General features: G+C 69.3%; 21 protein-coding genes. 11 read left to right on the top strand and 10 right to left on the bottom strand.

Features of this window, described 5'->3' with window-relative positions:
• Nucleotides 1-14: 14 nt before the first annotated feature.
• Together glgC and DSC45_RS03740 are read left to right on the top strand one after the other, a co-directional pair.
• Complete coding sequence (gene glgC / locus DSC45_RS03745; protein ID WP_119287072.1) at nucleotides 15-1,235, top strand: glucose-1-phosphate adenylyltransferase; 1,221 nt, start codon at nucleotides 15-17, stop codon at nucleotides 1,233-1,235.
• Between the two features lie 34 nt (nucleotides 1,236-1,269).
• Entirely contained in the window at nucleotides 1,270-2,388 is a 1,119-nt protein-coding gene (locus tag DSC45_RS03740) for a protein kinase family protein (protein WP_240434443.1), read from the top strand.
• Nucleotides 2,389-2,435: 47 nt separating this feature from the next.
• Here DSC45_RS03740 and DSC45_RS03735 read toward each other — a convergent pair whose 3' ends face one another.
• On the bottom strand, nucleotides 2,436-3,308 hold the full coding sequence (locus DSC45_RS03735) for a trypsin-like serine peptidase (protein ID WP_119287069.1): 873 nt from the start codon (nucleotides 3,306-3,308) through the stop codon (nucleotides 2,436-2,438).
• 65 nt (nucleotides 3,309-3,373) lie between these two features.
• Nucleotides 3,374-3,691: a hypothetical protein gene (locus DSC45_RS03730; RefSeq protein ID WP_119287067.1), complete on the bottom strand. Its 318-nt coding sequence runs from the start codon at nucleotides 3,689-3,691 to the stop codon at nucleotides 3,374-3,376.
• A 94-nt stretch (nucleotides 3,692-3,785) separates the two neighbouring features.
• On the opposite strand from DSC45_RS03730, the gene DSC45_RS03725 reads away from it, so the two are divergent.
• Both DSC45_RS03725 and DSC45_RS03720 read left to right on the top strand, forming a co-directional pair.
• The gene (locus DSC45_RS03725) at nucleotides 3,786-4,643 is read left to right on the top strand and encodes a LysR family transcriptional regulator (protein ID WP_119287066.1); all 858 of its coding nucleotides are present in this window, start codon (nucleotides 3,786-3,788) and stop codon (nucleotides 4,641-4,643) included.
• A 43-nt stretch (nucleotides 4,644-4,686) separates the two neighbouring features.
• Complete coding sequence (locus tag DSC45_RS03720) at nucleotides 4,687-5,235, top strand: YciI family protein (RefSeq protein WP_119287064.1); 549 nt, start codon at nucleotides 4,687-4,689, stop codon at nucleotides 5,233-5,235.
• Between the two features lie 78 nt (nucleotides 5,236-5,313).
• Here the strand turns inward: DSC45_RS03720 and DSC45_RS03715 are convergent, their stop codons facing one another.
• The 5 genes from DSC45_RS03715 to DSC45_RS03695 all read right to left on the bottom strand — a co-directional run bounded on the left by DSC45_RS03715 (nucleotide 5,314) and on the right by DSC45_RS03695 (nucleotide 11,271).
• Nucleotides 5,314-6,345: an ABC transporter permease gene (locus DSC45_RS03715; RefSeq protein ID WP_119287062.1), complete on the bottom strand. Its 1,032-nt coding sequence runs from the start codon at nucleotides 6,343-6,345 to the stop codon at nucleotides 5,314-5,316.
• Nucleotides 6,342-7,304 carry an ABC transporter permease gene (locus DSC45_RS03710; protein ID WP_119287061.1) on the bottom strand — a complete coding sequence of 321 codons (963 nt, stop codon included), beginning with the start codon at nucleotides 7,302-7,304 and terminating at the stop codon, nucleotides 6,342-6,344. The genes DSC45_RS03715 and DSC45_RS03710 overlap by 4 nt, the downstream gene beginning before the upstream one ends.
• Nucleotides 7,297-8,949, bottom strand: coding sequence for a sugar ABC transporter ATP-binding protein (locus tag DSC45_RS03705; RefSeq protein WP_119287059.1), 1,653 nt, complete (start codon nucleotides 8,947-8,949; stop codon nucleotides 7,297-7,299). Before DSC45_RS03705 ends, DSC45_RS03710 begins: the two co-directional genes overlap by 8 nt.
• 2 nt (nucleotides 8,950-8,951) lie before the next feature.
• A complete protein-coding gene (locus DSC45_RS03700; RefSeq protein WP_119287057.1) occupies nucleotides 8,952-10,055 on the bottom strand; it encodes an ABC transporter substrate-binding protein in 1,104 nt (367 codons plus the stop codon).
• A 190-nt stretch (nucleotides 10,056-10,245) separates the two neighbouring features.
• Entirely contained in the window at nucleotides 10,246-11,271 is a 1,026-nt protein-coding gene (locus tag DSC45_RS03695) for a LacI family DNA-binding transcriptional regulator (RefSeq protein ID WP_119287055.1), read from the bottom strand.
• 266 nt (nucleotides 11,272-11,537) lie between these two features.
• Here DSC45_RS03695 and DSC45_RS03690 point away from each other — a divergent pair, with 266 nt between their 5' ends.
• From DSC45_RS03690 to DSC45_RS03670, 5 genes are all read left to right on the top strand, one after another.
• Nucleotides 11,538-14,072, top strand: coding sequence for a PA14 domain-containing protein (locus tag DSC45_RS03690; RefSeq protein WP_119287658.1), 2,535 nt, complete (start codon nucleotides 11,538-11,540; stop codon nucleotides 14,070-14,072).
• Nucleotides 14,073-14,420: 348 nt separating this feature from the next.
• A complete protein-coding gene (locus DSC45_RS03685; protein ID WP_119287053.1) occupies nucleotides 14,421-14,852 on the top strand; it encodes an NfeD family protein in 432 nt (143 codons plus the stop codon).
• Nucleotides 14,853-14,855: 3 nt separating this feature from the next.
• Nucleotides 14,856-15,893, top strand: coding sequence for an SPFH domain-containing protein (locus DSC45_RS03680; RefSeq protein WP_119287051.1), 1,038 nt, complete (start codon nucleotides 14,856-14,858; stop codon nucleotides 15,891-15,893).
• 243 nt (nucleotides 15,894-16,136) lie between these two features.
• Nucleotides 16,137-18,479: a GH92 family glycosyl hydrolase gene (locus DSC45_RS03675; RefSeq protein WP_119287049.1), complete on the top strand. Its 2,343-nt coding sequence runs from the start codon at nucleotides 16,137-16,139 to the stop codon at nucleotides 18,477-18,479.
• A 161-nt stretch (nucleotides 18,480-18,640) separates the two neighbouring features.
• A complete protein-coding gene (locus tag DSC45_RS03670) occupies nucleotides 18,641-20,194 on the top strand; it encodes an SDR family NAD(P)-dependent oxidoreductase (RefSeq protein ID WP_119287048.1) in 1,554 nt (517 codons plus the stop codon).
• A gap of 58 nt (nucleotides 20,195-20,252) precedes the next feature.
• Here the strand turns inward: DSC45_RS03670 and DSC45_RS03665 are convergent, their stop codons facing one another.
• Nucleotides 20,253-20,768 (bottom strand): metal-dependent phosphohydrolase, encoded by a 516-nt coding sequence (locus DSC45_RS03665; protein ID WP_119287046.1) that lies wholly within the window; start codon nucleotides 20,766-20,768, stop codon nucleotides 20,253-20,255.
• A 166-nt stretch (nucleotides 20,769-20,934) separates the two neighbouring features.
• Between DSC45_RS03665 and DSC45_RS03660 the strand changes: the two genes are divergently transcribed.
• Both DSC45_RS03660 and DSC45_RS35610 read left to right on the top strand, forming a co-directional pair.
• Nucleotides 20,935-21,462, top strand: coding sequence for a DUF6328 family protein (locus tag DSC45_RS03660; protein WP_240434442.1), 528 nt, complete (start codon nucleotides 20,935-20,937; stop codon nucleotides 21,460-21,462).
• Between the two features lie 289 nt (nucleotides 21,463-21,751).
• Nucleotides 21,752-21,922, top strand: coding sequence for a hypothetical protein (locus DSC45_RS35610; RefSeq protein ID WP_162929114.1), 171 nt, complete (start codon nucleotides 21,752-21,754; stop codon nucleotides 21,920-21,922).
• A gap of 45 nt (nucleotides 21,923-21,967) precedes the next feature.
• Here DSC45_RS35610 and DSC45_RS03655 read toward each other — a convergent pair whose 3' ends face one another.
• Both DSC45_RS03655 and DSC45_RS03650 read right to left on the bottom strand, forming a co-directional pair.
• Nucleotides 21,968-23,590 (bottom strand): alpha-L-fucosidase, encoded by a 1,623-nt coding sequence (locus DSC45_RS03655; protein ID WP_119287044.1) that lies wholly within the window; start codon nucleotides 23,588-23,590, stop codon nucleotides 21,968-21,970.
• Nucleotides 23,591-23,709: 119 nt separating this feature from the next.
• Nucleotides 23,710-24,441, bottom strand: coding sequence for a FadR/GntR family transcriptional regulator (locus DSC45_RS03650; RefSeq protein WP_240434441.1), 732 nt, complete (start codon nucleotides 24,439-24,441; stop codon nucleotides 23,710-23,712).
• Between the last annotated feature and the right edge of the window lie 163 nt (nucleotides 24,442-24,604).

Below are 24,604 nucleotides of genomic sequence, written 5' to 3'. Positions count from 1 at the left end.
CAAGGGGGCGGCCCATGCGTGGTGGACCTTCGGTACTCGGCATCGTCCTGGCAGGAGGCGAGGGCAAGCGCCTCATGCCGCTCACCACCGATCGCGCCAAACCAGCGGTCACCTTCGGCGGGACCTACCGGCTCGTCGACTTCGTCCTGTCCAACCTGGTCAACGCGGGCATCCTGCGGATCTGCGTACTGACCCAGTACAAGTCGCACTCCCTCGACCGCCACGTGACGACCACCTGGCGCATGTCGAGCCTGCTCGGCAACTACGTCACGCCGGTCCCCGCACAGCAGCGGCTCGGCCCGCGCTGGTACCTGGGCAGCGCGGACGCGATCCTGCAGTCACTGAACCTCGTGCACGACGAACAGCCGGACCACATCGCGGTGTTCGGCGCCGACCACGTCTACCGCATGGACCCGCGGCAGATGCTCGAGCAGCACGTCGAGAGCGGCGCAGCCGTCACCGTGGCGGGCATCCGGGTGCCGCGCGTCGAGGCCTCCGCGTTCGGCATCATCACCCCGGCCCGGGGCAGTACGCGGGTGGAACGCTTCCAGGAGAAGCCCGTCGCGCCGCCGGGACTGCCCGACGATCCGAGCCGGGTTTTCGCGTCCATGGGCAACTACATCTTCACCACCAAGGCCCTCATCGACGCCCTGCAACAGGACGCGGAGGACCGGGACTCGGTGCACGACATGGGCGGATCCATCCTGCCCATGCTCACCGAACGCGGAGTCGCCCAGCTCTACGACTTCGACGCCAACCACGTACCGGGCGAGACCTCGCGCGACCACGGCTACTGGCGGGACGTCGGAACCCTGGACGCGTACTACGAGGCCCATATGGACCTCGTGTCGGACACCCCCGCCTTCGACCTGTACAACCGGCACTGGCCGATCTACACCCACCCCGGCCAGCTGCCGCCCGCCCGATTCGTGGCGGGCGGTATCGCGGGGGAGTCCGTGGTCAGTCCCGGCTGCGTCATCCGCGGGCAGGTCACCCGCTCGGTGCTCTCGCCGGGCGTCGTCGTCGAGCCGGGCGCCGTCGTCCAGGGCTCGGTGCTGCACGACAACGTGCGCATCGGCCGCGGTGCGGTCGTACGAGGCGCCATCCTCGACAAGAACGTGGACGTCCCGGCGGGCGCGACGATCGGCGTGAACCCCGACCGCGACGGAGAGCTCTACACCGTCTCTCCGGGCGGGATCATCGCCCTCGGGAAGGGGCGAGTGATCGAGACGTGAGAGTCGTGTCCCGCCGCCTGGCATCATCGACGGCGTGATTCCCGACGCTGTGCCCGAGCCGCCGCCTGAGGGGGCCGGGTCAGGGCATGCCGCACGAACGTCCGCCTACGCGGCCGTGGGTGCACGGTTGTCGCTGTTCAGTGATCGGCGACTCGCGGATGCCGTGGCCGCCGCGCCGGGTCTGGGCTCCGGTATCGGAGGCAGGTCGGCGGAGCTGGAGATCGAGGGGAGGGGCGTCTTCGTCAAGCGGGTGCCGCTGACGGACATCGAGTTGCAGCCGGAGCACCTGCGGTCCACCGCGAACCTGTTCGGGCTGCCCCTCCATTACCAGTACGGGGTGGGCTCGACGGGGTTCGGAGCCTGGCGAGAGCTGGCCACGCACATCATCACCACGGGCTGGGTCCTGAGGGACGCGTACGCGGGTTTCCCCCTGCTGTACCACTGGCGGGTGCTCCCGGACCGTCCCCCTGCCGACTTCGCCGACGAGTTCGGCGGCGTCGAGGGGGCCGTCGCACATTGGGAAGGGTCACCGGCCGTGGGCCGTCGGCTCGAGGCCATCGGCAGTTCCTCGCACAGTCTGGTCCTCTTCCTGGAGCGCGTGCCGCAGACCCTCGCCGGCCGACTCGGCGAGATCCGCGACACGGCCCAGCAGGACGCGTGCGGCCCGTCGCCGTATCTCTGGGTGGAAGACGAACTCCTGCGGGGGACGGAGTTCATGAGGGCCCACGGGCTCGTGCACTTCGACGCACACTTCGCCAATCTGCTGACCGACGGACGGCAGGTCTACTTCGCGGACTTCGGGCTCGCGTCGAGCCGGGACTTCGAACTCTCGGCGGAGGAAGCCGACTTCCTCACCGATCACCTCGTGTATGACCGCTCCTTCGCGCCGAGCCATCTGCTTCGCCACTATCTGCCGGACGACGTCAGGGGCGGCAGTGAACACGGAGCCTTCCTGCGTGACTGGGTGGAGGGGCGCCGACCCGACGGCGTGCCGCCCGGCATCGGCGCGATCATCGACCGGCATGCGCGGCACGCCATCGTCCTGGACGACTTCCATCACCGGCTCGTCACGCGGAGCAAGCGCACGCCGTTTCCGGCAGCCGCGGTCCGACGGGCTCTCTCGGATCCGCAGCGATCGGGGCAACTGCCGTGACAGGCCGACCGGTCGGCGATCGGCAGATCGTGCTCGACGCGCGGTACTCACATGCCCTGAGCCCGGTCGTGGACCCGTTTCGCGTCCGGGCCGAGCAGCTCCGCCGAGGTGGTGCTGCTTTCCGTAGCCGAGTCGCCGTAGCTCGTCACTCCGACCACCGTGCCCCGGCCCTGATCGCGGTGGAAGCCGGCGAGCCACGGCCCGCCGCTCGCGCCGCCGCCCATGCCGCAGGGGACCTTCTGGGCGTGGCCGTCCGCGGCGCGAGCGGTCCCGGCGCAGAAGAGCAGCCGCTCGCCGCGCTCCGGGCTCGTGGCCGGATAGCCGAACACCGTGACCCTGCCGCCCGGCCGGTCGGTGAAGGCCACCGGCAGGGTGCCCACCGCGTCCGCGAGATCCCGGCCGTCGCCGGGGTCGACCGCCAGGGCCGCGACATCGACCTTGTCGTCCTGCTCCCAGGAGCGCGGCATGGCGAACCCTCGTACCGCGTAAGCCCCGTAGGGCTGCTTGCCCTCGGCGTAGGCCGGCACGAACACCATCGAGATGTGGTGGTTGCCGGGGGAGGCGGGCAACTGCACGCAGTGCCCCGCGGTCATTGCCGTCGAACGGTTCCGGCCGGGCACCGAAGTGGCCGTGCACCAGGAGTCGTTGCCCTTGTCGTCGACGAAGAAGAGCCGTCCGACGGCGGCCATCCGCGGGCCCTTCCAGGGCTTCAGGTTCGCGGGCGTCGCGCCCTCGTCCAGCGCGGCCCCCGCATCGCGCATGCGCTGCGGAGTCCAGTAAGCGAGTGCCTCGGTGCGGTCCGCCTTGCCGAACGTCACCGTGGAGACCGGGTCGGCGGCGTGCGCGGCGCCACCGGCCGGCACCAGACCGACCGCTGCCACCAGCACGAGCGCGCAGGGCCCGGGTGCTCTGAGCCGCATGAATCCAACGTAAGCCGGGAGCCTCCGCCGGGCCATTCGACCGGTCTGCGGGGCCCAGTGGTTGCTCAGGTCAGCGGCTCGTGGTTGACCCAGATCGCCTTGTACGGGTGGCGGCCCTGCCACCGCTGGATGAGATCGAGCGCCCCCGGCATCGTGAACGTGGCGTTCAGAGCGTCGAGATCGGCCAGACGCAGCTGCAGGACCGCGCTGGCGACGGCCACGGGGGAGTGGTCGTCACCCGGGACGCGGATATGGTGCCGGGCCGCGAACGACTCGACCAGACCGGACCCGCTCACGAGCTCCTCGAACTCCCTGAGGTAGGCGTCGAGCTCATCGGTGGGAATCGGATGGTCGAACGCAACGATCATCGTGTGGTGAATCATGCCTCCAGAGAACAGGCATTTCGCGCGACCGTCCAAGATCCGTCCGTTCTCGTTCCATGCCTGCCAGGAATCGATGCGACGGTAGTCTCGGAGCATGGCCGAACTGGAGACCCGAGAGCTGGAGTACTTCGTCGCCGTGGCCGAGGAGCTGCATTTCGGTCACGCCGCTGCTCGCCTGGCCATCGCGCAGCCGGCCCTGTCCAAGGCGGTCAGGCGGCTGGAATCCCGACTCGGAGTGACCCTCCTCGAGCGCTCCAGCAGGCGTACCGCCCTGACCCCCGCAGGCGAAGCGCTGCTGCACCACGGCCGGCACGCACTCAACGCTGTCGGCGCGGCTGCCGAGAAGGCCCGCCGGGCCGGCGATCGGCAGGCCCACCTGCGCCTGGTGATCAAACCCGGCGGAGACGCCAATCTGCTGTCGGGCATCCTGGCCGCCTACGCCGACCGGCCGGACGCCCGCCAGGTGGACATCCTCTTCGGTGGAGCCACCGACCGCGCCGACCACGTCCGCGACGGCCGTGCCGATGTCGCCCTGCTGTACGCGCCGTTCGACGACATGACCGGACTCGACCACGAGACGCTGCGGGTCGAAGGCCGTGTGGCGATCCTGCCGCCGGACCACCGGCTCGCCTCCAGCGCGCAGATCACGCTCGCCGACCTCGCCCAGGAGCCGCTGCCACGCTGGAAGGGTGTGCGCTGGACCGGAGCACCTGATGCCGCGCACGGGCCCGAGGTCACGGACGCGGCCGAGGCCCTGCACATGATCAGACTGGGGCGTACGGTGGCGATCCTGCCCAGCTCGCTGGCCGAGCCCATGGACCCCGGCCTGGTCTACCGCCCCGTGACCGACGCCCCCGACAGCGAACTGGTCCTCGCCTGGTCGCAGGACGACCGCCGCCGCCTGGTCGCCTCTTTCGTCGCTGCCGCCGTCGATGCCGTCGGGGCATCTTGAGGACGGTTGATTTCGCGGCCGCGTTCGGCGAGAGTGCGGCGGCATGGAGTACCTGTGCTGGCACCGCGACCGTTCCGAGTCCGAGGCGCTGCGGGGTGAACTGATCGAGTCGCACTGGTCGTACATGGACCGATACGCGAAGGAGATGATCGCCCGGGGGCCGACGTTCGCCGCGGGCAGTGACACTCTCACCGGGAGCCTGCACATCCTCGACCTGCCGGATGCCGCAGCGGCCCGCGCCTTCGCCTTCGACGAGCCCAACTTCCAGGCCGGCGTGTACCGGGACGTGTTGCTGCGCCGCTGGCGCAACTCCCTCGGCCGCACCATGTGGGACTTCCCGGGCGGCAGCGAGGGGAGCGACCGCTACTTCGTCCTGGGGCTCGCCCCGGACCCGGTCTCGGACCTGGAACGCCCGACCGAGGACGGCCGACTCATCGCCCATGGGCCTCTGTTGTCGGACGACGCGGCCAACTGGCTCGGCACTGCCGCCCTGTTGCGGGCCCCGTCTCCCGATGCCGCTCGGGACGTTCTCGCCCCGCACCGGTACGCCCAAGTAGAGGTCCACAGCTGGGAATTCGGCGGACGGCGCTGACCCGACCGCACCGGGGCTCCCCTCCTGAACGGATGCCCCGGTGCGACGGACACCCCGTCGCGGTGGCCGGATCGGCGGTCACAGCATTCTGCGGCGCCGTCCCAACCACGTCTGAGCGATCACGACCAACGCCAAGAAGGCGCCGCTGACCACCTGTTGGTACGCGGAGTCGAGCGAGCCGATCTGGTTGATCACGTTCTGGATCACCTTCAGGAGCAGCACGCCGACCAGCGAGCCGCTGATGAAGCCGAAGCCACCCGTGAGCAGTGTCCCGCCGATGACTACGGCCGAGATCGCCTCCAGCTCCATGCCGGTGCCGAGGATCGTCACACCCGACATCAGCCAGGCCGCGTTCAGCGCACCCGCAAGTCCGGCGCAGAGCCCGGAGAGCGTGTACACCGCGATCTTCGTACGGGCCACGGGGGCGCCCATCAGGGCGGCCGCGTCCTCGTTGCCGCCGACCGCGTACACGTACTGCCCGAAGCGGCTGCGCCGCAGGACGAGTGCGCCCACGCCGAACAGCACCACTGTGATCCACACCGGCAGACCGATGCCGAGGAGCTTCTCCTGGCCGAGCCGGGCGAAGAAGGAGTCCTTGTCGACCAGGTACGTCTCGGAGCCCTCGTCCGTCACCGACAGGAGCAGCCCGCGGGCCAGCAGCATCGCAGCCAGCGTCACGATGAACGGAGCGAGCCGTGCCCGGGCGATGAGGAGCCCGTTGACCAGGCCGATCAGGCCGCACACAGCGAGCGGCAGCAGCAGGGCGACCAGCGTCCCGTGCCGCGATCCCCAGGCGGCCAGTACGCCGCCGAGTGCGAACACGTAGCCCACCGAGAGGTCGATGCCCCCGGTGATGATCACGAACGTCATGCCCAGTGCCACGACCGCGAGGAACGCGGAGGACACGGCCATGTTCTCGAGGTTGTCGCCGGTCAGGAAGGAGTCGAAGCTCAGACTCGCGACCAGCACCATGACGACGAGTGCGACCAGGGCCCCGTGCTGCTGGGCGAGCGCGGTGAGGCGTTCGGAACGGCTGGCGCCGAGCGGCTGCTCGGTACTCGGCGTCGGGTCCTTCGCCTGTACTTCCGGTCCTGTCGTGTCGGTGGTCATCGCTTCCCCCGTTCCCGCGCCGCGTACACGGCGGCGATGATCACGATCGCCTGCGCGATCTGCGTCCAGGACGGCGGCAGGTCGTGCTTGATCAGGGTGGCTGTGAGGAGCTGGATCAGGACGGCTCCGGCCACCGTGCCGCCGATCCGAACCCGGCCGCCCGTCAGCGGTGTGCCGCCGACCACCACCGCGGTGATCGCGGACAGTTCCATCAGATTGCCGAGCGAGGTGGGGTCGCTCGCGGTGAGGCGTGCCGTGGCGATCACACCCGCAATCGCCGCGAGCGCACCGGAGACCACGTAGACGATGATCAGCACCCTGCGAACCGGCAGGCCGGCCAGCTGCGCCGCGGGCCGGCTGTCGCCGATCGCGAGGAGCTGGCGTCCGAACGTGGTGCGCCGCACCACGAACGCCACCGCGACCGCGAGCGCCGCGGCGATGATGACCAGGTACGGGATGCCGGCCACACTGCCGGAGCCGAGCGTGGCCATGCCCGGGTCCCGGACGTCCTTGAGCTGGGGGAGGAGGACCAGGGCAAGTCCGCGCCCGGCCACCATGAGGGCGAGTGTCGCCACGATCGGCTGGACCCCGACGAAGGCGATCAACGAGCCGTTCGCCAGGCCGATGACCATGCCGCCGACGATCGCGATCAGGACCGCGACCCACGGCCCGTACCCCAGATAGAGCGAGAGCAGCGAGGTGGACAGGGCCATCACCGACCCCACCGCCAGGTCGATGCCCTGCGAGCCGATCGCCAGCGCCATACCGAGCGCGACAATCATGACAGGGGCGACCTGGACGGCCTGGGTGCGGAAGTTCTCACCCGACACGAAGTTCGGAGTGATCAGCACATTGACCAGTATCAGTACGACCACGCCCGCGTAGACGCCGTAGTCCTGCAGCAGGCGCAGGGCACGGGCGCGGTCCAACTCGGGGCGGCGCAGGGCGAGATCAGTCATCCCCGACCTCCTTGCGTACGCCGGGGACCTTGGGCGCCGCCTTGTCCGCAGCGGCGTCGGCGGGACCGTCGGGCGGCGGCGCGGCGTCTGCCGAAGCGGGCGCCGCGATGGCGCGCAGCAGCATGTCCTCGGTCACCTGGTCGCCCGCCAACTCGGCGATCACACCACCGTCCTTGAGGACCACCACGCGGTCCGAACCCTCCACCAGCTCCTCCATGTCCGAGGAGATCAACAGCACGCCGAGGCCGTCCTCGGCCAGTTCGTCGATGAGTTTCTGCACCTCTGCCTTGGCTCCGACGTCGATGCCGCGGGTCGGCTCGTCGAGCAGCAGCACCTTGGGCTGCATCGCCAGCCAGCGGGCCAGCAGCACCTTCTGCTGGTTGCCGCCGGAGAGTTCGCCGACCTTCTGGTGCGGGCTCGACGCCTTGATCTGCAGCCGCTTCATGAAGGTCTCCACGATGCGGTCGATGCGCGACTCGTCGACCAGACCGAACCGGGACAGGCCCGGCAGCGCGGCGAGCGCGATGTTCTCGCGTACGGAGAGCCCCGGCACGATGCCCTCCGCCTTGCGGTCCTCCGGGAGCAGGCTGATACCCGCCCGGATCGCCGCCGGTGTGGATCCGGTACGCACCTCGGCGCCCGCCACCACCACCCGGCCGGAGTCGGGCGGCAGTGCGCCGGCGATCGCCTTCGCGGTCTCGCTGCGACCGGATCCGAGCAGTCCACCGAGTCCGACGACCTCGCCGGGACGGACCTCGACCGAGACCGAATCCAGGGTATGACTCAGCGTCAAGTTTGCGGCCCGCAGCACGGGTTCACCGACCGCAGCGTGCTCACCGGAGAACTTGGTGACCCCCTCGTCGCGGACCTCGCCCATCTCCCGGCCCAGCATCAGCGCGACGAGCCGCAGCCTGTCGAGTTCGGCGATCGGGCCGGTGTGCACGAGTCGGCCGTCCCGGAGCACGGTCACGCTGTCGCAGATCTCGTACAGCTCCTCCAGGCGGTGACTCACGTAGATCACCGCGATCCCGCGGTCCCGCAGCATCCGGATCACCCCGAACAGGGTCGCCACTTCGCGGGGTTCGAGCGACGAGGTCGGCTCGTCCATGATGACGACCCGCGCGTCGACCGAGACCGCGCGGGCCAGCGCCACCATCTGCTGGGCACCGACGCCGAGGGTGCGCAGCGGGCGGGTCACGTCCACCCGTACGCCCAAGTCCCGCAGGGCCTCGTCCGCCGCCCGGTGCATCGAGCGGAAGTCGATCAGCCCGAGCCGGCCGCGCGGCTCGCGGCCGAGGAAGAGATTGCGGGCGACACTCATCAGCGGGACGAGGTTGACCTCCTGGTAGATCGTGGAGATCCCGGCGTCCTGCGCCTGCAGGGGAGTGCCGAAACGCACCTCGTCACCCAGGTAGCGGACCTGGCCGGCATCGGCCTGGTACACACCCGTGAGGACCTTGATGAGCGTGGACTTGCCGGCGCCGTTCTCGCCGATGAGGGCGTGTACCTCGCCCGCCCGGGCCTCGAAGTCCACGCCGTCCAGGGCGAGAGCGCCCGGGAACTGCTTGGTCAGGGACGTGACGGCCAGGGCGGGCGCCGCGTGCTCCGGTGGCGGCTGCCCCGGCGCCTGTGGTGCGACGGTCATGGTCAGAACGCCTTGCCGAGGTCGGACTTGGCGTTCTTCTCGGTGTACGCGGAGTCCTTGATCACGATGTCCTGGGAGACCTTCTCGCCCTTGGTGAAGGTGTCCAGGGTCTGGAAAGCGAGCGGACCGAAGCGCGGGTTGGACTCGACGACGCCGTAGATCCAGCCGTCGACGATGCCCTGGACCGCGTTGCGGGTGCCGTCCACGGTGACGATCTTGACGTCGCCCGCCTTCTTGCCGGCGCTCTTCAGCGCGGTGACCGCGCCGAGGCCCATCTCGTCGTTCTCGGCGTAGATGCCGCCGATCTTCGAGTTGGACTGGATGAGCTGCTCCGTGACCTGCTGGCCCTTCTCGCGGGAGAACTCGGCGGTCTGCTCGAAGGACACCTTCAGCTTCGGGGCCTTCTCCTTGATCCGGTCCTTGAAGCCCTTGGTGCGCTCGGTGGTGACGTTGTTGCCGGGCGCGCCCAGGAGGATCGCCACCTCGCCCTTGCCGCCGGTGGCCTCGATCATCTGGTCGGCGGCGCGCTTGCCCTGCTCGACGAAGTCGGAGCCGATGAAGCTCACGTAGTCCTTGCAGGCCTTGGAGTTGATCTTCCGGTCGATGGTGACGATCGGGATCTTCTTGGCCTTGGCCGCGCGCAGCACCGGGCCCCAGCCGTCGGAGTTGAGCGGTGCGATGACCAGCAGGTCCGCGCCCTTGGCGATCAGGTCCTGTACATCGCTGATCTGCTTGGAGAACTGGGTCTGGGCGTTGGCAGTGAGCAGCTTGATGCCGCGCTTCTTGGCCTCGGCCTTGATGGAGGCCGTCTCGGCGATACGGAACGGATTGGCCTCCTTCTCGGACTGCGAGAAGCCGACCGTGGCGTTCTTCAGGTCGATCTTCTCGCTGCCGAACTGCTCGATGGTGCAGGTCTTTCCGCTACCGGTGCTCGGGTCGGCGACCACTTGGCCGCCGTCTCCGGATGCGCCCTTGTCCTTGTCCTTGCTGCCCCCGTCGTCCTCGGACTTCGCGCAGGCGCCCGCAGTGAGAGCGAGGCTGAGTGAAAGCCCGGTGGCGACCAGGGTTCTGACGGTGGTGCGGCCCAGCTGAGCGGTCGACTTCATGGCGTCCCCAGAATGGCGCGGCCCCGCGGCGCTCGGCTCGCGTGGGTGATCGGCTGTGACGGTCAACTCTCCGTTCAGGAGCACGTTTTACATCGTTGGAAGGACTCTGTAAACCCTCCGCGTAAGGAGCGGGGCGCGGCGAGTGGCAGTGTCCGCGTGCGCACGGGACCGGCCCTGGCGCCCGCGCTCCTCAGCGGCGGCCGAGTGTGCTCTCTCGCTCCACCAGCTGGAATTCCGCGGTGAGTTCGCGTCCGTCGGGCTCGTTTCCCGCCGATTCGGCGCCGCGGAGCCGGCTGATCACGGACTCGACGGCCAGCCGTGCGATGGCGTGCTTGTCGGGCGACACCGTGGTCAGGGTGACCGCCCCGTACCGTCCCTCGGCGATGTCGTCGAACCCGACCACGGCCACGTCCCACGGCACCCGAAGACCCCGTTCGTGCAGCACCCGCATGGCACCGATCGCGACCAGGTCGTTGAACGCGAACACCGCGTCCGGCCGCACACCCGAGTCCAGCATCCTGGCCATCGCCACGGCGCCGTCGCCGCGGTCCCAGCCGCCGACCGACGCCACCAGCGACTCCTGGGGCTCGATGCCGGACTCCTTCAACGCCTCCCGCCAGCCCCGGAGTCGCAGATGCGCGGGCTGGTTCGCGGTGTCCGTCCGGGCCCCGAGGAACGCGATACGAGTACGCCCCAGGCCCGTGAGATGACGCACCGCCGCCCGCGCCGCCGCCACGTTGTCGATGGCGATGTGGTCGTAGGGCAGGTCGTACTCGCGCTCACCGAGCAGCACCAGCGGCACGTCGTCGGTGCGGCTGCGCAGATCGTCCGACTCGAGCTCGAGCGGGCTGAGGATCAGACCGTCGATCACTCTGGCCCGGAACCCCTGGCTCACCAGGACCTCCTGCTCCCGGTCGCCCTGGGTGTGGTCGAGCAGCACCGTGAAATCATGGTCCGCCGCGACGTCGATCACGGCGCCGGCCAACTCCGCGAAGTACGGGTTGCCGAGCTCCGGTACGGCGAGCGCGATGATGCCGGTCCGGCCCTTGCGCAGATGGCGGGCGGTCAGGTTCGGCCGGTACCCGAGCTCGTCGATGGCCTTCTGCACGCGGGTCCGCATCCCTGGCGTGACGTGCGCGTAGTTGTTCACCACGTTCGACACGGTCTTGATCGAGACGCCGGCGCGTTCGGCGACGTCCTTGAGGCTCACCCTCACAAGATTCCCCTCCGGGGCCAGGGCTTGTACCCGAGTCGGCCCCTGCCTGTCCGTACATCGTTATACAGGCACTTGTACTGGCTGCTTGTCATGACCCTGGACAGAGCCTTGAAGCCGTGCTGTCATGCCAACTGCCGTTCCTTCCAACGTTGTACAGACTGACGCAACGAGCCGCCACCCTTCCCCACGAAGGAGTATCTGTGCGATTGAGAAGACAACTGGCCCTACTTCTGGCTGCCTTGCTCGGCATCGCGGGACTCACCGCGATGCCGTCCGCATCGGCAGCCGACGAGCCGGTCGAGCCACACGGTCTCAAGGGCGAGTACTACACCCAATCAGCTTCCGGGGCCTTCGACTTCGACGAGCTCAAGGCCACCGGGTTCGACCCCGACATCGACTTCGACGACCTGGAGTCACGACTGACCCAGGCAACCGGCCAGTCCGACGACGCCAGCATCCGCTGGACCGGCAAGATCGTCCCGGAGACCACCGGAGCCCACACCTTCACCATGAAGGGCGACAACGGCTTCCGGCTGTGGATCGACGACGAACTCGCCATCGACCACTGGGTCGACGACTGGGACAACGAACAGACCTCCGAGCCCGTCGAGTTGACCGAGGGCACGGAACACGACATCAAGGTCGAGTACTTCGAGCGTGAGGGCGGGTCCAACCTGCACCTCAACTGGATCCGTCCGGGCGCGGACAAGGAGCCCGTCCCGAAGTCGGCGTTCCGCCTCCCCGACGGATTCGACTACGACGGTGCCATCGCCGGCACCGTCCTGAAGGACGGCCGCACCCTGCGTCTGGACTTCGCGCAGGAACTCGCCGCGCCCCCGGCCGGAATCGGCGACCACGTCCAGGCCGTGATCGGTGGCGCCGAATGGCCCCTGGGCAAGATCAGCGCGAACCCCGACGACCCGCGCAGCCTCCTGGTCGAGCTGAAGGAACCCGTCGTCGGCCAGGGCGGAACCGCCGATCTGCGCTACGACGGCGAGGGCGGACTCACGGGCGCGGACGGCAAGACCGTCGGATCGTTCTGGAGCACCGGAGAGAACGACTCCGAGTACCAGCTCAAGACCCCGTTCGCCGACGACGTCAGCGAGAAGAACCCGCTGCCCGAGTACCCGCGTCCGCAGATGACCCGCAAGGACTGGAAGAACCTCAACGGCCAGTGGGAGTTCGCCGGCGCCGAGGCCGGCGAGGAGCCGCCCGTCGGCAAGCAGCTCGACGAGAAGATCCTGGTTCCCTACCCCGTCGAGTCCCAGCTCTCCGGCATCGAACGCCACGAGGACCGCATGTGGTACAAGCGCGACTTCTCGGTGCCCGAGGGATGGAAGGTCGGGGACGGCAAGCGCCTCAAGCTCAACTTCGACGCCGTCGACTGGAAGTCGGAGATCTACGTCAACGGCGAGAAGGTCACCGAGCACAAGGGCGGCTACGACCGCTTCGCCGTCGACATCACCGACGCCCTCGAGCCCGGTGACAAGCAGGAACTGATCGTCGGCGTGTACGACCCGACCGACGCCGCCGACGGTGAGAACCCGCCCATCGGCAAGCAGCGCCTCGACCCGAGCGGCATCTGGTACACCCCGTCCTCCGGTATCTGGCAGACGGTGTGGATGGAGCCGGTCGCCGAGAACCACGCCGACAGCCTGAAGCTGACCCCGGACATCGAGGACGAGCAGCTCACCGTGGACGTGAACGGTGTGCCCGACGGTGTGCCCGTCACCGCCGTCGCGACCGACGAGGGCCGCGAGGTCGGCAGGATCAGCGGCAAGGGCGGCAGCACCCTCGAACTCCCCGTCCCCGACCCGCACTTGTGGTCGCCGGACGACCCGCACCTGTACAAGCTCGAGGTCACCGTGGGTGAGGGTGGCGAACAGGACGCCGTCAACAGCTACTTCGGGATGCGCAGCATCGAGGTCAAGGAGATCGACGGCAAGCAGCGCACGGTGCTCAACGGCAAGCCGGTGTTCTCCATGGCCACCCTGGACCAGGGCTTCTGGCCGGAGGGTCTGCACACCGCGCCGACCGACGAGGCTCTCGAGTTCGATCTGAAGAAGCACAAGGAACTGGGCTTCAACTCGGTCCGCAAGCACATCAAGGTCGAACCCGACCGCTGGTTCTACCACGCGGACCGGCTCGGGCTGCTCGTCTGGCAGGACATGCCGTCGATGACGTCCGGTGTCACGCCCGACGAGGAGTCCCGGACCCAGTACGAGTCCGAGATGAAGCAGATGATCGATCAGCACGTCTCCAGCCCGTCGGTGATCATGTGGGTCACCTTCAACGAGGGCTGGGGCCAGTACGACCAGGCCCGCATCGCCGACCAGGCGAAGAAGTGGGACCCGAGCAGGCTCGTGAACAACATGAGCGGACACAACTGCTGCGGGGCGGTCGACGGCGGCAACGGTGACATCTCGGACGCCCACGGCTATCCGAGCCCGCTCCTGCCGGATCCCGACGGCAAACGCGCGCTGGTCACGGGTGAGTACGGGGGACTCGGCCTCGCGGTGCCGGGCCACGCCTGGCCCGTACGCCACACCTATGTGGGCGTCGAGCGTGACGAGTACACCGACGAATACCTCAGGCTCCTCGGTGAGGTCAGGGACTTCGCCTGCGAGGGAAGCAACGGTGCCGTCTACACCCAGATCACCGACCTGGAGGGCGAGCTGAACGGCCTGCTCACCTACGACCGCAAGGTGATGAAGCCCGACGTGGACCGGCTCAAGGCGGCACACGACGCGCTGATCAAGGAAGCGGCGGACCCCGGGTCGATGGACTGCTCGGGAAGCTGAGCAGCTGCGCGGCGCACGACCGGGCCCTCGGTCCTGTCCCCTCGGGGGGCGGGGCCGGGGGCCCGCGGGCGTGGGCGAGGTGTTTTGTCCGGCTGCGTGAAGGTTCCCTGGTTACCGAGATGGGTAAAGAGAGGGCAAAGAGGCGGATGTATCGACATCCAGTCCACACACCGCTTCACTGGAAGACGACCCCATTCCGTCGGTGAGCGAGGCCGCCGAACGGTCTCTTCGCCTACCCGCAAACCCACGCGCAGTAAGCTCTACGCAAGGCCACCAGAAGTCCACCGAAAAACACCCGCCAATCGTCAACGCCTTTGCCCTGCACCGCGGCGCCAAGAGGGGATTGCGATGGATCCATGGCTGATCTGGCTGATCGTCGCTGGGGTCCTGGCAGTGGCGGAGATCTTCACGCTGACCGCCGCACTCGGACTCCTCGGCATCTCCGCCCTGGTGACCTCGGGAACCGCCGCGCTCGGCCTTCCGGTCCCGCTGCAGTTTCTGGTGTTCACCGGTGTCTCCGCGGTGGGTCTGCTTTTTGTACGTCCTATTGCACTGCGTCACGTTCTCAGACCTCAGACGGAACGCTTCGGCGTGGAGGCCCTGATCGGCTCCGCGGCGACGACCCTCTCCGAGGTCACCGGTCTCGGCGGCAGGGTCCGGATAGGCGGCGAGGAATGGACGGCTCGTGCCTACGACGAGACGCTGGTGATTCCAGCAGGGGCGACGGTCGATGTGATCGAGATTGCCGGCACGACCGCCCTCGTGTACCCCCGGGAGTGAGCCATGGAAGTTTCGGCGTTCCTGATCGCCGGCGTGATCGTCGCGCTCATCGCGGTTTTCACCGTGGTGCGGGCGGTCCGCATCGTGCCGCAGGCGCGGGCCCGTAATGTCGAGCGGCTCGGCCGATATCACCGCACGCTGAACCCGGGCCTCAATCTCGTCATTCCGTACATCGACCGCGTACACCCGGTGATCGATCTCCGCGAGCAGGTGGTGTCCTTTCAGCCGCAGCCGGTCATCACCGAGGACAACCTCGTCGTCGAGATCGACACGGTGCTGTATTTCCAGGTCACGGACCCCCGTGCCGCCTTCTACGAGATCGCCAGTTTCCTGCAGGCCGTCGAGCAATTGACCGTCACCACGCTGCGTAACGTGGTCGGCTCCATGGACCTGGAGAAGACGCTCACCTCGCGCGACACCATCAACAGCCAGCTGCGCGGCGTACTCGACGACGCCACCGGCAAATGGGGCCTCAGGGTCAACCGTGTGGAGATCAAGGCGATCGACCCGCCGCAGTCCATCAAGGACGCGATGCAGAAGCAGATGCGCGCCGAGCGCGACAAGCGGGCCGCGATCCTCGGGGCCGAGGGCCAGCGCCAGTCGCAGATCCTCACCGCCGAGGGCGACAAGCAGGCGGCGGTGCTGCGCGCGGAGGGCAACCGTACGGCCGAGATCCTCAAGGCCGAGGGCAAGTCCCGGGCCATCGACGAGGTGTTCCAGGCGGTGCACCGCAACGACCCGGACCCCAAGCTGCTCGCGTACCAGTACCTCACGGTGCTGCCGGAGTTGGCGCAGGGCGAGGGCAATACGTTCTGGATGATCCCGAGCGAGGTGACCTCCGCACTGCAGAGCGTGTCCCGGGCCTTCGGCGAGAACCTGCCGCAGTCGCCGGCGACCAAGGAGAAGCCGGCCTCCCAGGACCGGTCCACCGAGGCTGCGGACGACACGGCGCAGGCCGCGGAGGCGGCGGCGCAGGCACTCGCCGACGCGGCGAACGCCGAGACCGCCGCGCCTGCGAAGCTCCCGAAGGCGGAGCAGTGACGGGGCGCCGGTCGATGACGGCCCGTCAGTAGCCGTCTCCGGCAAGCGAGTCGTCTCGGGGGCAGGGGCCGGTCACCCAAGTGGGTGCCGGCCCCTGCTTCGTGCGCGCAGACGGCAGGCAGTCCCGCCGGGGCGTATCGCTTGAGGTCATCACCGTCCGGCCCCTTGACGGGAGTTGGGCGCGGGCCGAAGAATGACCGCGCCGTCTGACAACGTTGTCCGATCCCCCGGGAGGACCCCCGCATGTCTTGGCCCAGGCGCGCTCGGGCGCGCACCACGGGAGTCGCAGTCGCCGCGGCCGCACTCCTCGGCGGGTTCCTCGCGGTGCCGTCCGCGCAGGCGAAGCCCGCCGACGAGCGGCTGACCGACCTCGTCAACCCGTTCATCGGCTCCCAGAACGAGGGCAACACCTATCCGGGCGCCGCCGTGCCGTTCGGGATGGTGCAGCTCTCGCCCGACACCGGACACACCACCGGCTACGACTACGAGGACGACCGGATCCGCGGCTTCAGCAGCGTGCACATCTCCGGCGTCGGCTGCGGTCTCGGCGGCGACCTGCCGACGCTGCCCACCACCGGCGACATCACCGAGACCGACTACGAGAAGTACGCGGCGAAGTTCAGTCACGACGACGAGAGCGCGCGCCCGGGCTACTACAAGGTCGGTCTCGACTCCGGCATCACGGCGGAGCTGTCGGCCACCGAGCGGACGGGGGTGCAGCGCTACACGTTCCCCGCCACCGACAAGGCCAACGTGATGCTCAACTCCGGCCAGTCGCTGCACAAGACGGAGTCCACCAAGGTCGAGGTGCTGGACAGTCGGACGATCCGCACCTCCATGACCGGCAGCGGCTTCTGCCAGGACACCGAGCCGTACACCATCCACACGGTCACCCGCTTCGACCGGCCCTTCGAGACCTCCGGCACCTGGAAGGGCGACAAGGTGACCGCGGGATCCAAGGAGTCCACCGGCGAAGGCCGCAACGGTGCCTACGCGCGCTTCGACACCTCCGAGGACCGCACCGTCGAGGCCACCACGGCGATCAGCTACGTGGACGCCGACGGCGCCTCCCGCAACCTGCGCGCCGAGGGCGGCCCCGACTTCGACCACACGGCCGAGGCGGCGGACCGCGTGTGGGAGAAGCGACTCGGCGACGTACGGGCCCAGGGCGGCAGCGAGGAGCAGCGGCGCACCTTCTACTCCTCGCTCTACCGGTCCTTCCTCGCCCCGAACGTGGGCAGCGACGTCGACGGCCGGTACACCGGCCACGACCAGAAGATCCACCGCGCCAAGGGCTTCACGTACTACCAGAACTGGTCCCTGTGGGACACCTACCGCACCCAGGCCCAGCTCCTCGCCCTGCTCGCCCCGCAGGAGTCCCGGGACATGGCCCGATCCATCCTCAAGATCGAGGAGGAGGGCGGCTGGCTGCCCAAGTGGGCGTACGGGACGGTCGAGACGAACATCATGACCGGCGACCCGGTCACGCCGTTCCTCACCAATGCCTACAAGCAGGGACTGCTCGACGGGTTCGAGGAGGAGACGTACCGCGCACTCAAGAAGAACGCCGACTCCGTGCCGCCCACCGAGCACCCGGCGGTCGGCCGCGAGGCGAACGAGGAGTACCTGAAGGACGGCTTCGCCCCGTACATCAAGGACCGCGAGCACGCCAAGCCCGGTGACTCCGACTACGACCACGGTGGCTCTGCCACCCTGGAGTACGCACTCTCCGACGCGATGCTCGCCGAGATGGCCGAGGACCTCGGACACGACGCGGACGCCACCCGCTACCGGGAGCGCGCACAGAACTACCGGACGATCTTCGACGAGTCGACCGGCTTCTTCCGGGCGAAGGACGAGAAGGGCGCCTTCACCGGGCCGGCCGACCCGGCCAAGTCCGAGGGCTTCCACGAGGGCACGTCGTGGCAGTACCAGTGGCTCGTGCCGCAGGACCTGCCCGGCATGATCGACCTGATCGGCGGCAAGGACGCCACCAACGAGCGCCTCGACTCGTTCTTCGCTTACGAGCAACTGCTCGAGGACCCGGCGAAGACGGCCCGCGAGGTCTGGGTCAACGGCCCGTACGACTACTACAACGCGGACAAGTACAACCCGCAGAACGAGCCCGACCTGATCGCCCCGTACACCTACCTGTCCACCGGCCAGCCGTGGAAGTCGACGGACGTCGTGCACGCCGCGCTGACCCTGTTCACCGACGGGCCGACCGGAATGACCGGCAACGACGACCTCGGCACCATGTCCGCGTGGAACGTGCTCTCCTCGATCGGGATCTTCCCGGTACAGCCGGGCACCGACACCTGGGGGCTGTCCACGCCGCTCTTCGACCGGGTCGACATCGACCTGGACCGGCGCTACTACCCGAGCGGATCGCTCAGCGTCACCGCAGAGGGCACCTCGGACACCGACCGTTACATCCAGTCGGCGACGCTCGACGGTGACGCGCAGGAGCACACCTATCTGACGACCGAGGACATCCGCGGGGCCCGCTCGCTGTCCCTCACCGTCGGCGACAAGCCCTCCGACTGGGGCACCTCACCCGAGGCGGCTCCGCCCGCCCTCGACTGACGGCAGTCGCAGGCCGCTCGGCCCCGGGGGCACTCGCTGCCCCCGGGGCCGAGCGGTTTGGAGAGAACACGCGTGCCTACGTAAAGTTTCCCTTTTGGATGCTTCATGACCCGCGCGCGAAGGCCGCAGCCGGGCCCGAGTGAGTACGAGGACGAACGGCGATGACGGTGACAGCGGAAGGCCAGGGGCTCGACCCCGAAGCGGCGGCGGACGGCCCGCGCGTTCCCGAGCCCACGGCCGGCGCCGAACAGGCCGCGGACGCCGAGGAGTTCGGCCCCGGAATCGACCCGGAACGACTCGCGGTCTGCCTGTCCGTTCTGGACGAGCTCGACAAGATCGACGTCGACCACCCGGACGCGATCAAGGTGCGCCGGGCCACAGCAGGGGTGTACCGCACGGTCAAGCAGCGCCGCCGCCAGGAGCGCCGCGCGGCCAAGACCGCCCACGACCGCTCGGTGACCCACGCCACGGCCACCGGCTCCGCCGAGCGCATCGACGACGAGACCCAGGGTCTGCTGCCGTCCTCCTCGGCGGCCGGCGAGATCGCCGGGATACTCCAGCGCCCCCGCTCCTGCTACATCTGCAAGGCGCGATACGTCGAGGTGGACGCCTTCTACCACCAGCTCTGCCAGAAGTGCGCGGCCGAGAACCGCGCCAAACGAGACGCCCACGCGGACCTCACCGGCAAGCGGGCCCTGCTCACCGGCGGCCGTGCCAAGATCGGCATGTACATCGCGCTGCGACTGCTGCGCGACGGCGCGCACACGACGGTCACCACCCGCTTCCCGAAGGACGCCATCCGCCGCTTCAGGGCGATGGACGACTCGGCGGACTGGATGCACCGTCTGGAGGTCGTCGGTATCGACCTGCGCGATCCGGCCCAGGCCGTCGCGCTCGCCGACCGGGTCGCCGACGCGGGCCCGCTCGACATCCTGATCAACAACGCCACCCAGACCGTGCGCCGACTGCCCTCCGCGTACGCCGCCCTGGTCGACGGCGAGAGCGCACCGCTGCCCGCCGGGGAACTGCCCGCCCACCACGTCATCGGGGCCTTCAACTCCGGCGCCGTCGACGCACTGGCCGCCCTGCCCGCCGGCATCTCGGGCATGGACGCGCAGGAGGTCGCCGACCTGGCCCTGGTCGCGGGCAACGCCAGCGTCGTCCGGCACCGCGACGGCACCGCCATCGACGCCGGCGGCCTCGTCCCCGACGTCGTCGACTCCAACACCTGGGTGCAGACGATCGAGCAGATCTCCCCGGTGGAGCTGCTCGAGACCCAACTGTGCAACTACACGGCGCCGTTCGTCCTGATCAGCAAGCTGCGTCCGGCGATGGCGGCGGCCGCGCGACAGGCGGCGAGCGGCCGCGCGTACGTCGTCAACGTGTCCGCGATGGAGGGCGTCTTCAGCCGCGGCTACAAGGGCGCGGGCCACCCCAACACCAACGCGGCGAAGGCCGCGATGAACATGGTGACGCGCACCAGCGGCCAGGAGATGTTCCGTACCGACCAGATCCTGATGACTTCGGTCGACACCGGCTGGATCACCGACGAGCGCCCGCACTACGACAAGCTGCGCCTGGCCGACGAGGGCTTCCACGCCCCGCTCGACCTCATCGACGGCGCGGCCCGGGTCTACGACCCCGTGGTGCGCGGCGAGGCCGGCGAGGACCTGTACGGAGTGTTCCTGAAGGACTACGCGCCCGCCAACTGGTAGGCCGCGCAGCCGCGTCGGCGTCCCGACCGGGAGGCAGTACCGCCCGGCCCGGACGCCGTCATGCGTGAGACGTGGCTGCCGCAGCAGCTGCGAGGAGTTCGAGCACCGGGCGCCAGTCCTCCAGGACGCCGACGCCGAAACCCGTGATCTTCGCGGTGTCCGCGGCATGCCGCACGGTCAGCGCGTCCTCGGCGTACGGGTCGCGGTCGAAGTCCGAGGCCTCCGCCTCCGTCATGGCGCCTTTCGCCGCGAGCCTGCGTCCGGCCGGCGCCTGCAGCAGTACGAGCCGTGCCACCCGGGTTCCGAGCAGCGGGCGAACGGCGTCGGCCGCCAGCCGGGCGGGTGCGGCCTCGCCCGGCCGCAGGACCGTCCCGATGCGGTGCACAAGCCCCGCGGTCTGCAGCTCCTTGTCGCTGGGATACGAGCGGCGCAGCAGGGCCGCGGTCCGCAGTGCGTGGTCGTGCAGATCCACCGGATCGCCGCTGCCGTACGAAGTGTCCGAGGCTCCCCGGCAGGCGTACAACAGCTGTATGAGGTGGTCGACGCTGTGCGGCGGTCCCGTACGGATGTCCATGCGCGGCGCTCCCTTCGGCCCTCGGACGCCCCGGCGGGCGGCGGGTACCGGCAGCACACCATGGGGTGCTGTCCGCGGGGTCAACAGGAGCTGAACCTCGCCTGCCGGCCGAGGCCCGGGATGGACGGCGCCGGGTGGGATACCCGGTCCCTGGAAGGTGGAGCTCATGACCGATGGTGCGAAGCTGCCCGGAAATCCCCTCGAGCCGGACGACGATGGGCGGGTACTGGGGCGCAGGGAATCTCCGGAGGAGCGGGCCGACCGGCGCTGGGGCGAACTGCTGCAGGAACTGCGGGTGGCGCAGACCGGTGTGCAGATCATGTTCGGCTTCCTGCTGACCGTGGTGTTCCAGCCACGTTTCGACGCGTTGTCCGGTGCCGATCGTGCGATCTATGTGGTCACTGTGCTTCTGGGTGCGGCGACCATGGGGGCGCTCATCGGACCGGTCGCGTTCCACCGAATGGTCGCAGGGCGGCGCCTCAAACCGGAGACCGTCGTCTGGGCGTCCCGGATGACCTTGCTGGGCCTGGTGCTGCTGCTCTGCACGATGGCGAGTGCGCTGCTGCTCGTCCTGCGGATCGCCCTCGACGACTCGCTCGCGGTCTGGGCGGTCGTCGCGATGGTGGTCTGGTTCGGTCTGTGCTGGTACGGCCTTCCGGTATGGGCCCGTCATGCGGGTGCAACACGGCGCTGAGACGCTGGGCGGACGGGGGTTGACAACAATCCGGGGCAATTTTCGGCCCCATCGAGCAGGGTCCCGCTCATATGGTTACCCTGTACCGGACGGACAGCCCGATTGGGTCCCACCCACACCCACAAACCCCGTCCCGGGACAAGCCGGTCACCACGGCCGAATCCCGAACGAGTTACCGGCGCCACCGCGACCGAACTGCCCATCACGAGCCCCGACGGGTGGCCCGGTGGCCCGGGATACCCGGGTCGGCGAGAGACCCGGGGGTTACCCGACACAGAAGGAGTGCGCGGTGACACCGGACAAGACGAAGAGCGAAGACCACCCCAAGGAACGCAGGCAGGCGAAGGGGCACCCGAAGAAGCTCGGCAGCCTCGATGTGTGGGCCCGCTCGGCCCCCATCCGGCTCGCGGGCTACGAGGACGACCTCGCCGAGCCGCACATCCTGCCGAGCGTGGACTGAGTTCTCGGTCGGCGGGCGGCCGCCGTCCGTGGCGGCCGCCCCTGATCAGCGGCGTGACTTGTACAGGCCGAACTCGCTGATCCGGGCCGCCTGCCGCGAAGCGGTGACCCGCAAGCGCCAGTGCTGTGCCCGCGTCACATCGGAGAGCGGCAGGATGCGGCTCATCCCGACGACTCCCGCTTCGGCGACCGTCTTCCACGCCCCGTCGACCCGGGCCTCGACCACGAGCTGCTCGACCTGCTGACCGTGCCGGACGTCCTCCGCCAGGCGGACGCGGTCCACATCGAGCTCCCGGCCGAGGTTGATCTGCACGCTCCCTCGCGCCGGCGCCGGTGCGACCCAGGCCGTGTCCGGATCGCCGTCGACCGCGCGGCCGGCACCCCTGCCGTCCCCTGATGCGGCTGATCCGCGCGCCAGATCCTCGGGCAGTTCCGCGTCGACGCGGGCGCGGAACGCGCGCAGCCGGTCCACGTCCGCGTCGGGCAGGAGTCCGCGCAGGTCCGGCGGGATGTTCAGCAGCAGCACCGAATTGCGGCCCACGGAACGGAAGTAGATGTCCGTGAGTTCGTCCACGGACTTGGGCTGTTCGTCCGCGTGGTAGAACCAGCCGGGCCGGATGGAGACATCGCATTCGGCCGGCCACCACTGCAGGTGGGTGGCGACCGTGCGGGCCTCGAGGAGCGCGTCCCGGGTGCCGTGTGCGGGTGCGTCGGCGGGCAGCGCGATATCCGTACGGCCGTAGTTCTCCTCCTTGACCGGGACTACGCTCCATTCGTCCTCCCGGGCCAGTCCGCCCTCGTTGCCGACCCACCGCACGTCGGGGCCGCTCACCGCGACGGTGGCTTGCGGTGCGAGGGCGCGGATCAGCGCGTACCAGCTGTCCCAGTCGTACTCCTCGACCTTGTCGTCCGGGATCCGGCCCTGCGCGCCGTCGAACCACACCTCGTCGACCGGTCCGTACTCGGTGAGTACCTCGTAGAGCTGGTTGAGCATGAAGGCGCCGTAGTCCGTGCCCTGCAGTTCGAAGGTGCGAGGAGTGTCGTCGCGTGTGCGGTCGTCGCCTTCGACAGGGGTCGGGACGGTGTGTGCGGTGCGGGGGCTGCCGTTGGCGTAGACGCCGTGCAGGTACTGGTTCTCGTCGGCGGGGGAGAGGTACAGGCCGACCTTGATGCCGTGGCGGCGCATGGAGTCCGTGAACGCGCGGACCACGTCTCCACGGCCGTCCTGCCAGGAGCTCGCGGCGACGGTGTGCCCTGTGTAGCGGCTGGGGTAGAGGACGAATCCGTCGTGGTGCTTGACGGTGAGGACGGCGAGCTTGAAGCCGCCGTCGCGCAGTGCCCGCGCCCATTGGTCGGTGTCGAGCCGGGCGGGCTGGAACACCTCGGGGTCCTCGTCGCCGGTGCCCCATTCGAGGCCGGTGAAGGTGTTCACGCCGAAGTGCAGGAACGCGGTTCGTTCCAGTCGCTGCCAGGTGATCTGACGTTCGGTCGGGCGTATGCGGGCGGCCGTCTCGACGAGTTGGTCGATGGTGTCGTCGGGGCCGATGGGCAGGCGGTAGGCGTCGTCACGTGCTGCTGCGGAGGCGGGTGGGCCGGCGGTCAGCACCCAGGAGGTGCCGGCCGCTGCCACGGCGGTCGCGGTGAGGAAGGTCCTGCGGCTCACTGTCATACGGTGCGCTCTCCTGTTCGGTCGGTCGTGCCGGGCCAGTGCGGAGGTGTGCCGTGCAGTTCAGTGCCGGGTTCGGTGCCGGGGGAGCCGCGACCGTGCGCAGCGGGGCGGCCATGCGGTCAGAGCGAGTCCCTCTGGGTGCGCAGCCACTGCTCCACCTCGCCGACGTGAGCCGCCGCGGCTGCGCGGGCCGCTTCCGGGTCACGGGACTTGAGGGCCGCGTGGATACGGGCGTGCTCGCGGCGCGTGCGCTCGAAGGCGCCCGCCTCCTGGTATCCGCGCCAGACCCGCGCCCGGAACGTCCGCGAGGAGAGGCCCTCGAGCATGGCCGCCATGGTGGCGTTGCCCGCGGCCGCGGAGACGGCGCGGTGGAAGTCGAGGTCGTGGGCCAGGATCTCCTCCGGATCGTCGGTGGCGTTCATCGCCAGCAAATGGTCCTCGACCACGCAGAGTTGGGCGTCCGTGATCCGTGCGGCCGCCAGTGCGGCGGCGGTCGACTCCAGTACGCGGCGCACTTCGAGCAGCTCCACCAGGCGGGGGCCACGGGACAGGTCGGCGACGACGCCGAACGTCTCCAGGAGGTCGCCCGCCTCCAGTTGGGTCACGTAGATGCCCGAGCCGTGCCGTGCCTGGAGGACGCCGATGACGGTGAGGGCGCGGATCGCCTCGCGCATCGAGCTGCGGGAGATGCCCAGCCGGACGGCGAGTTCCCGCTCCGTGGGCAGCCGTTGGCCGGGTTCGAGCCGGCCCTCGGCGATCATCGCCTTGATCTCCTCGATGGCACGCTGCGTCACCGTGCCCTTCTGCGGGGCCACTTGCTCGCCCTGGACCGCCTGATCGACGCGTTCCACGACCACTCCCTCCCACCGGGTGCGCCGCAGTCTAGTCAGCGAAGTGGTCCGACCACCATGCCGAGTAAGCAGGGAAAGTTAGCGCCGAAGGGTGTTGTGCGCGCCAAGTGGTCTGATAAATATTCCTCGCACTCGCCCAACAGTCGCCTCATGAGGAGCCGCC

Source organism: Streptomyces sp. YIM 130001 (assembly GCF_003574445.1).
Classification (GTDB): domain Bacteria; phylum Actinomycetota; class Actinomycetes; order Streptomycetales; family Streptomycetaceae; genus Streptomyces.
Note: the sequence above shows the minus strand (reverse complement) of the source record. Positions and strands in the feature narration are given on the sequence as shown.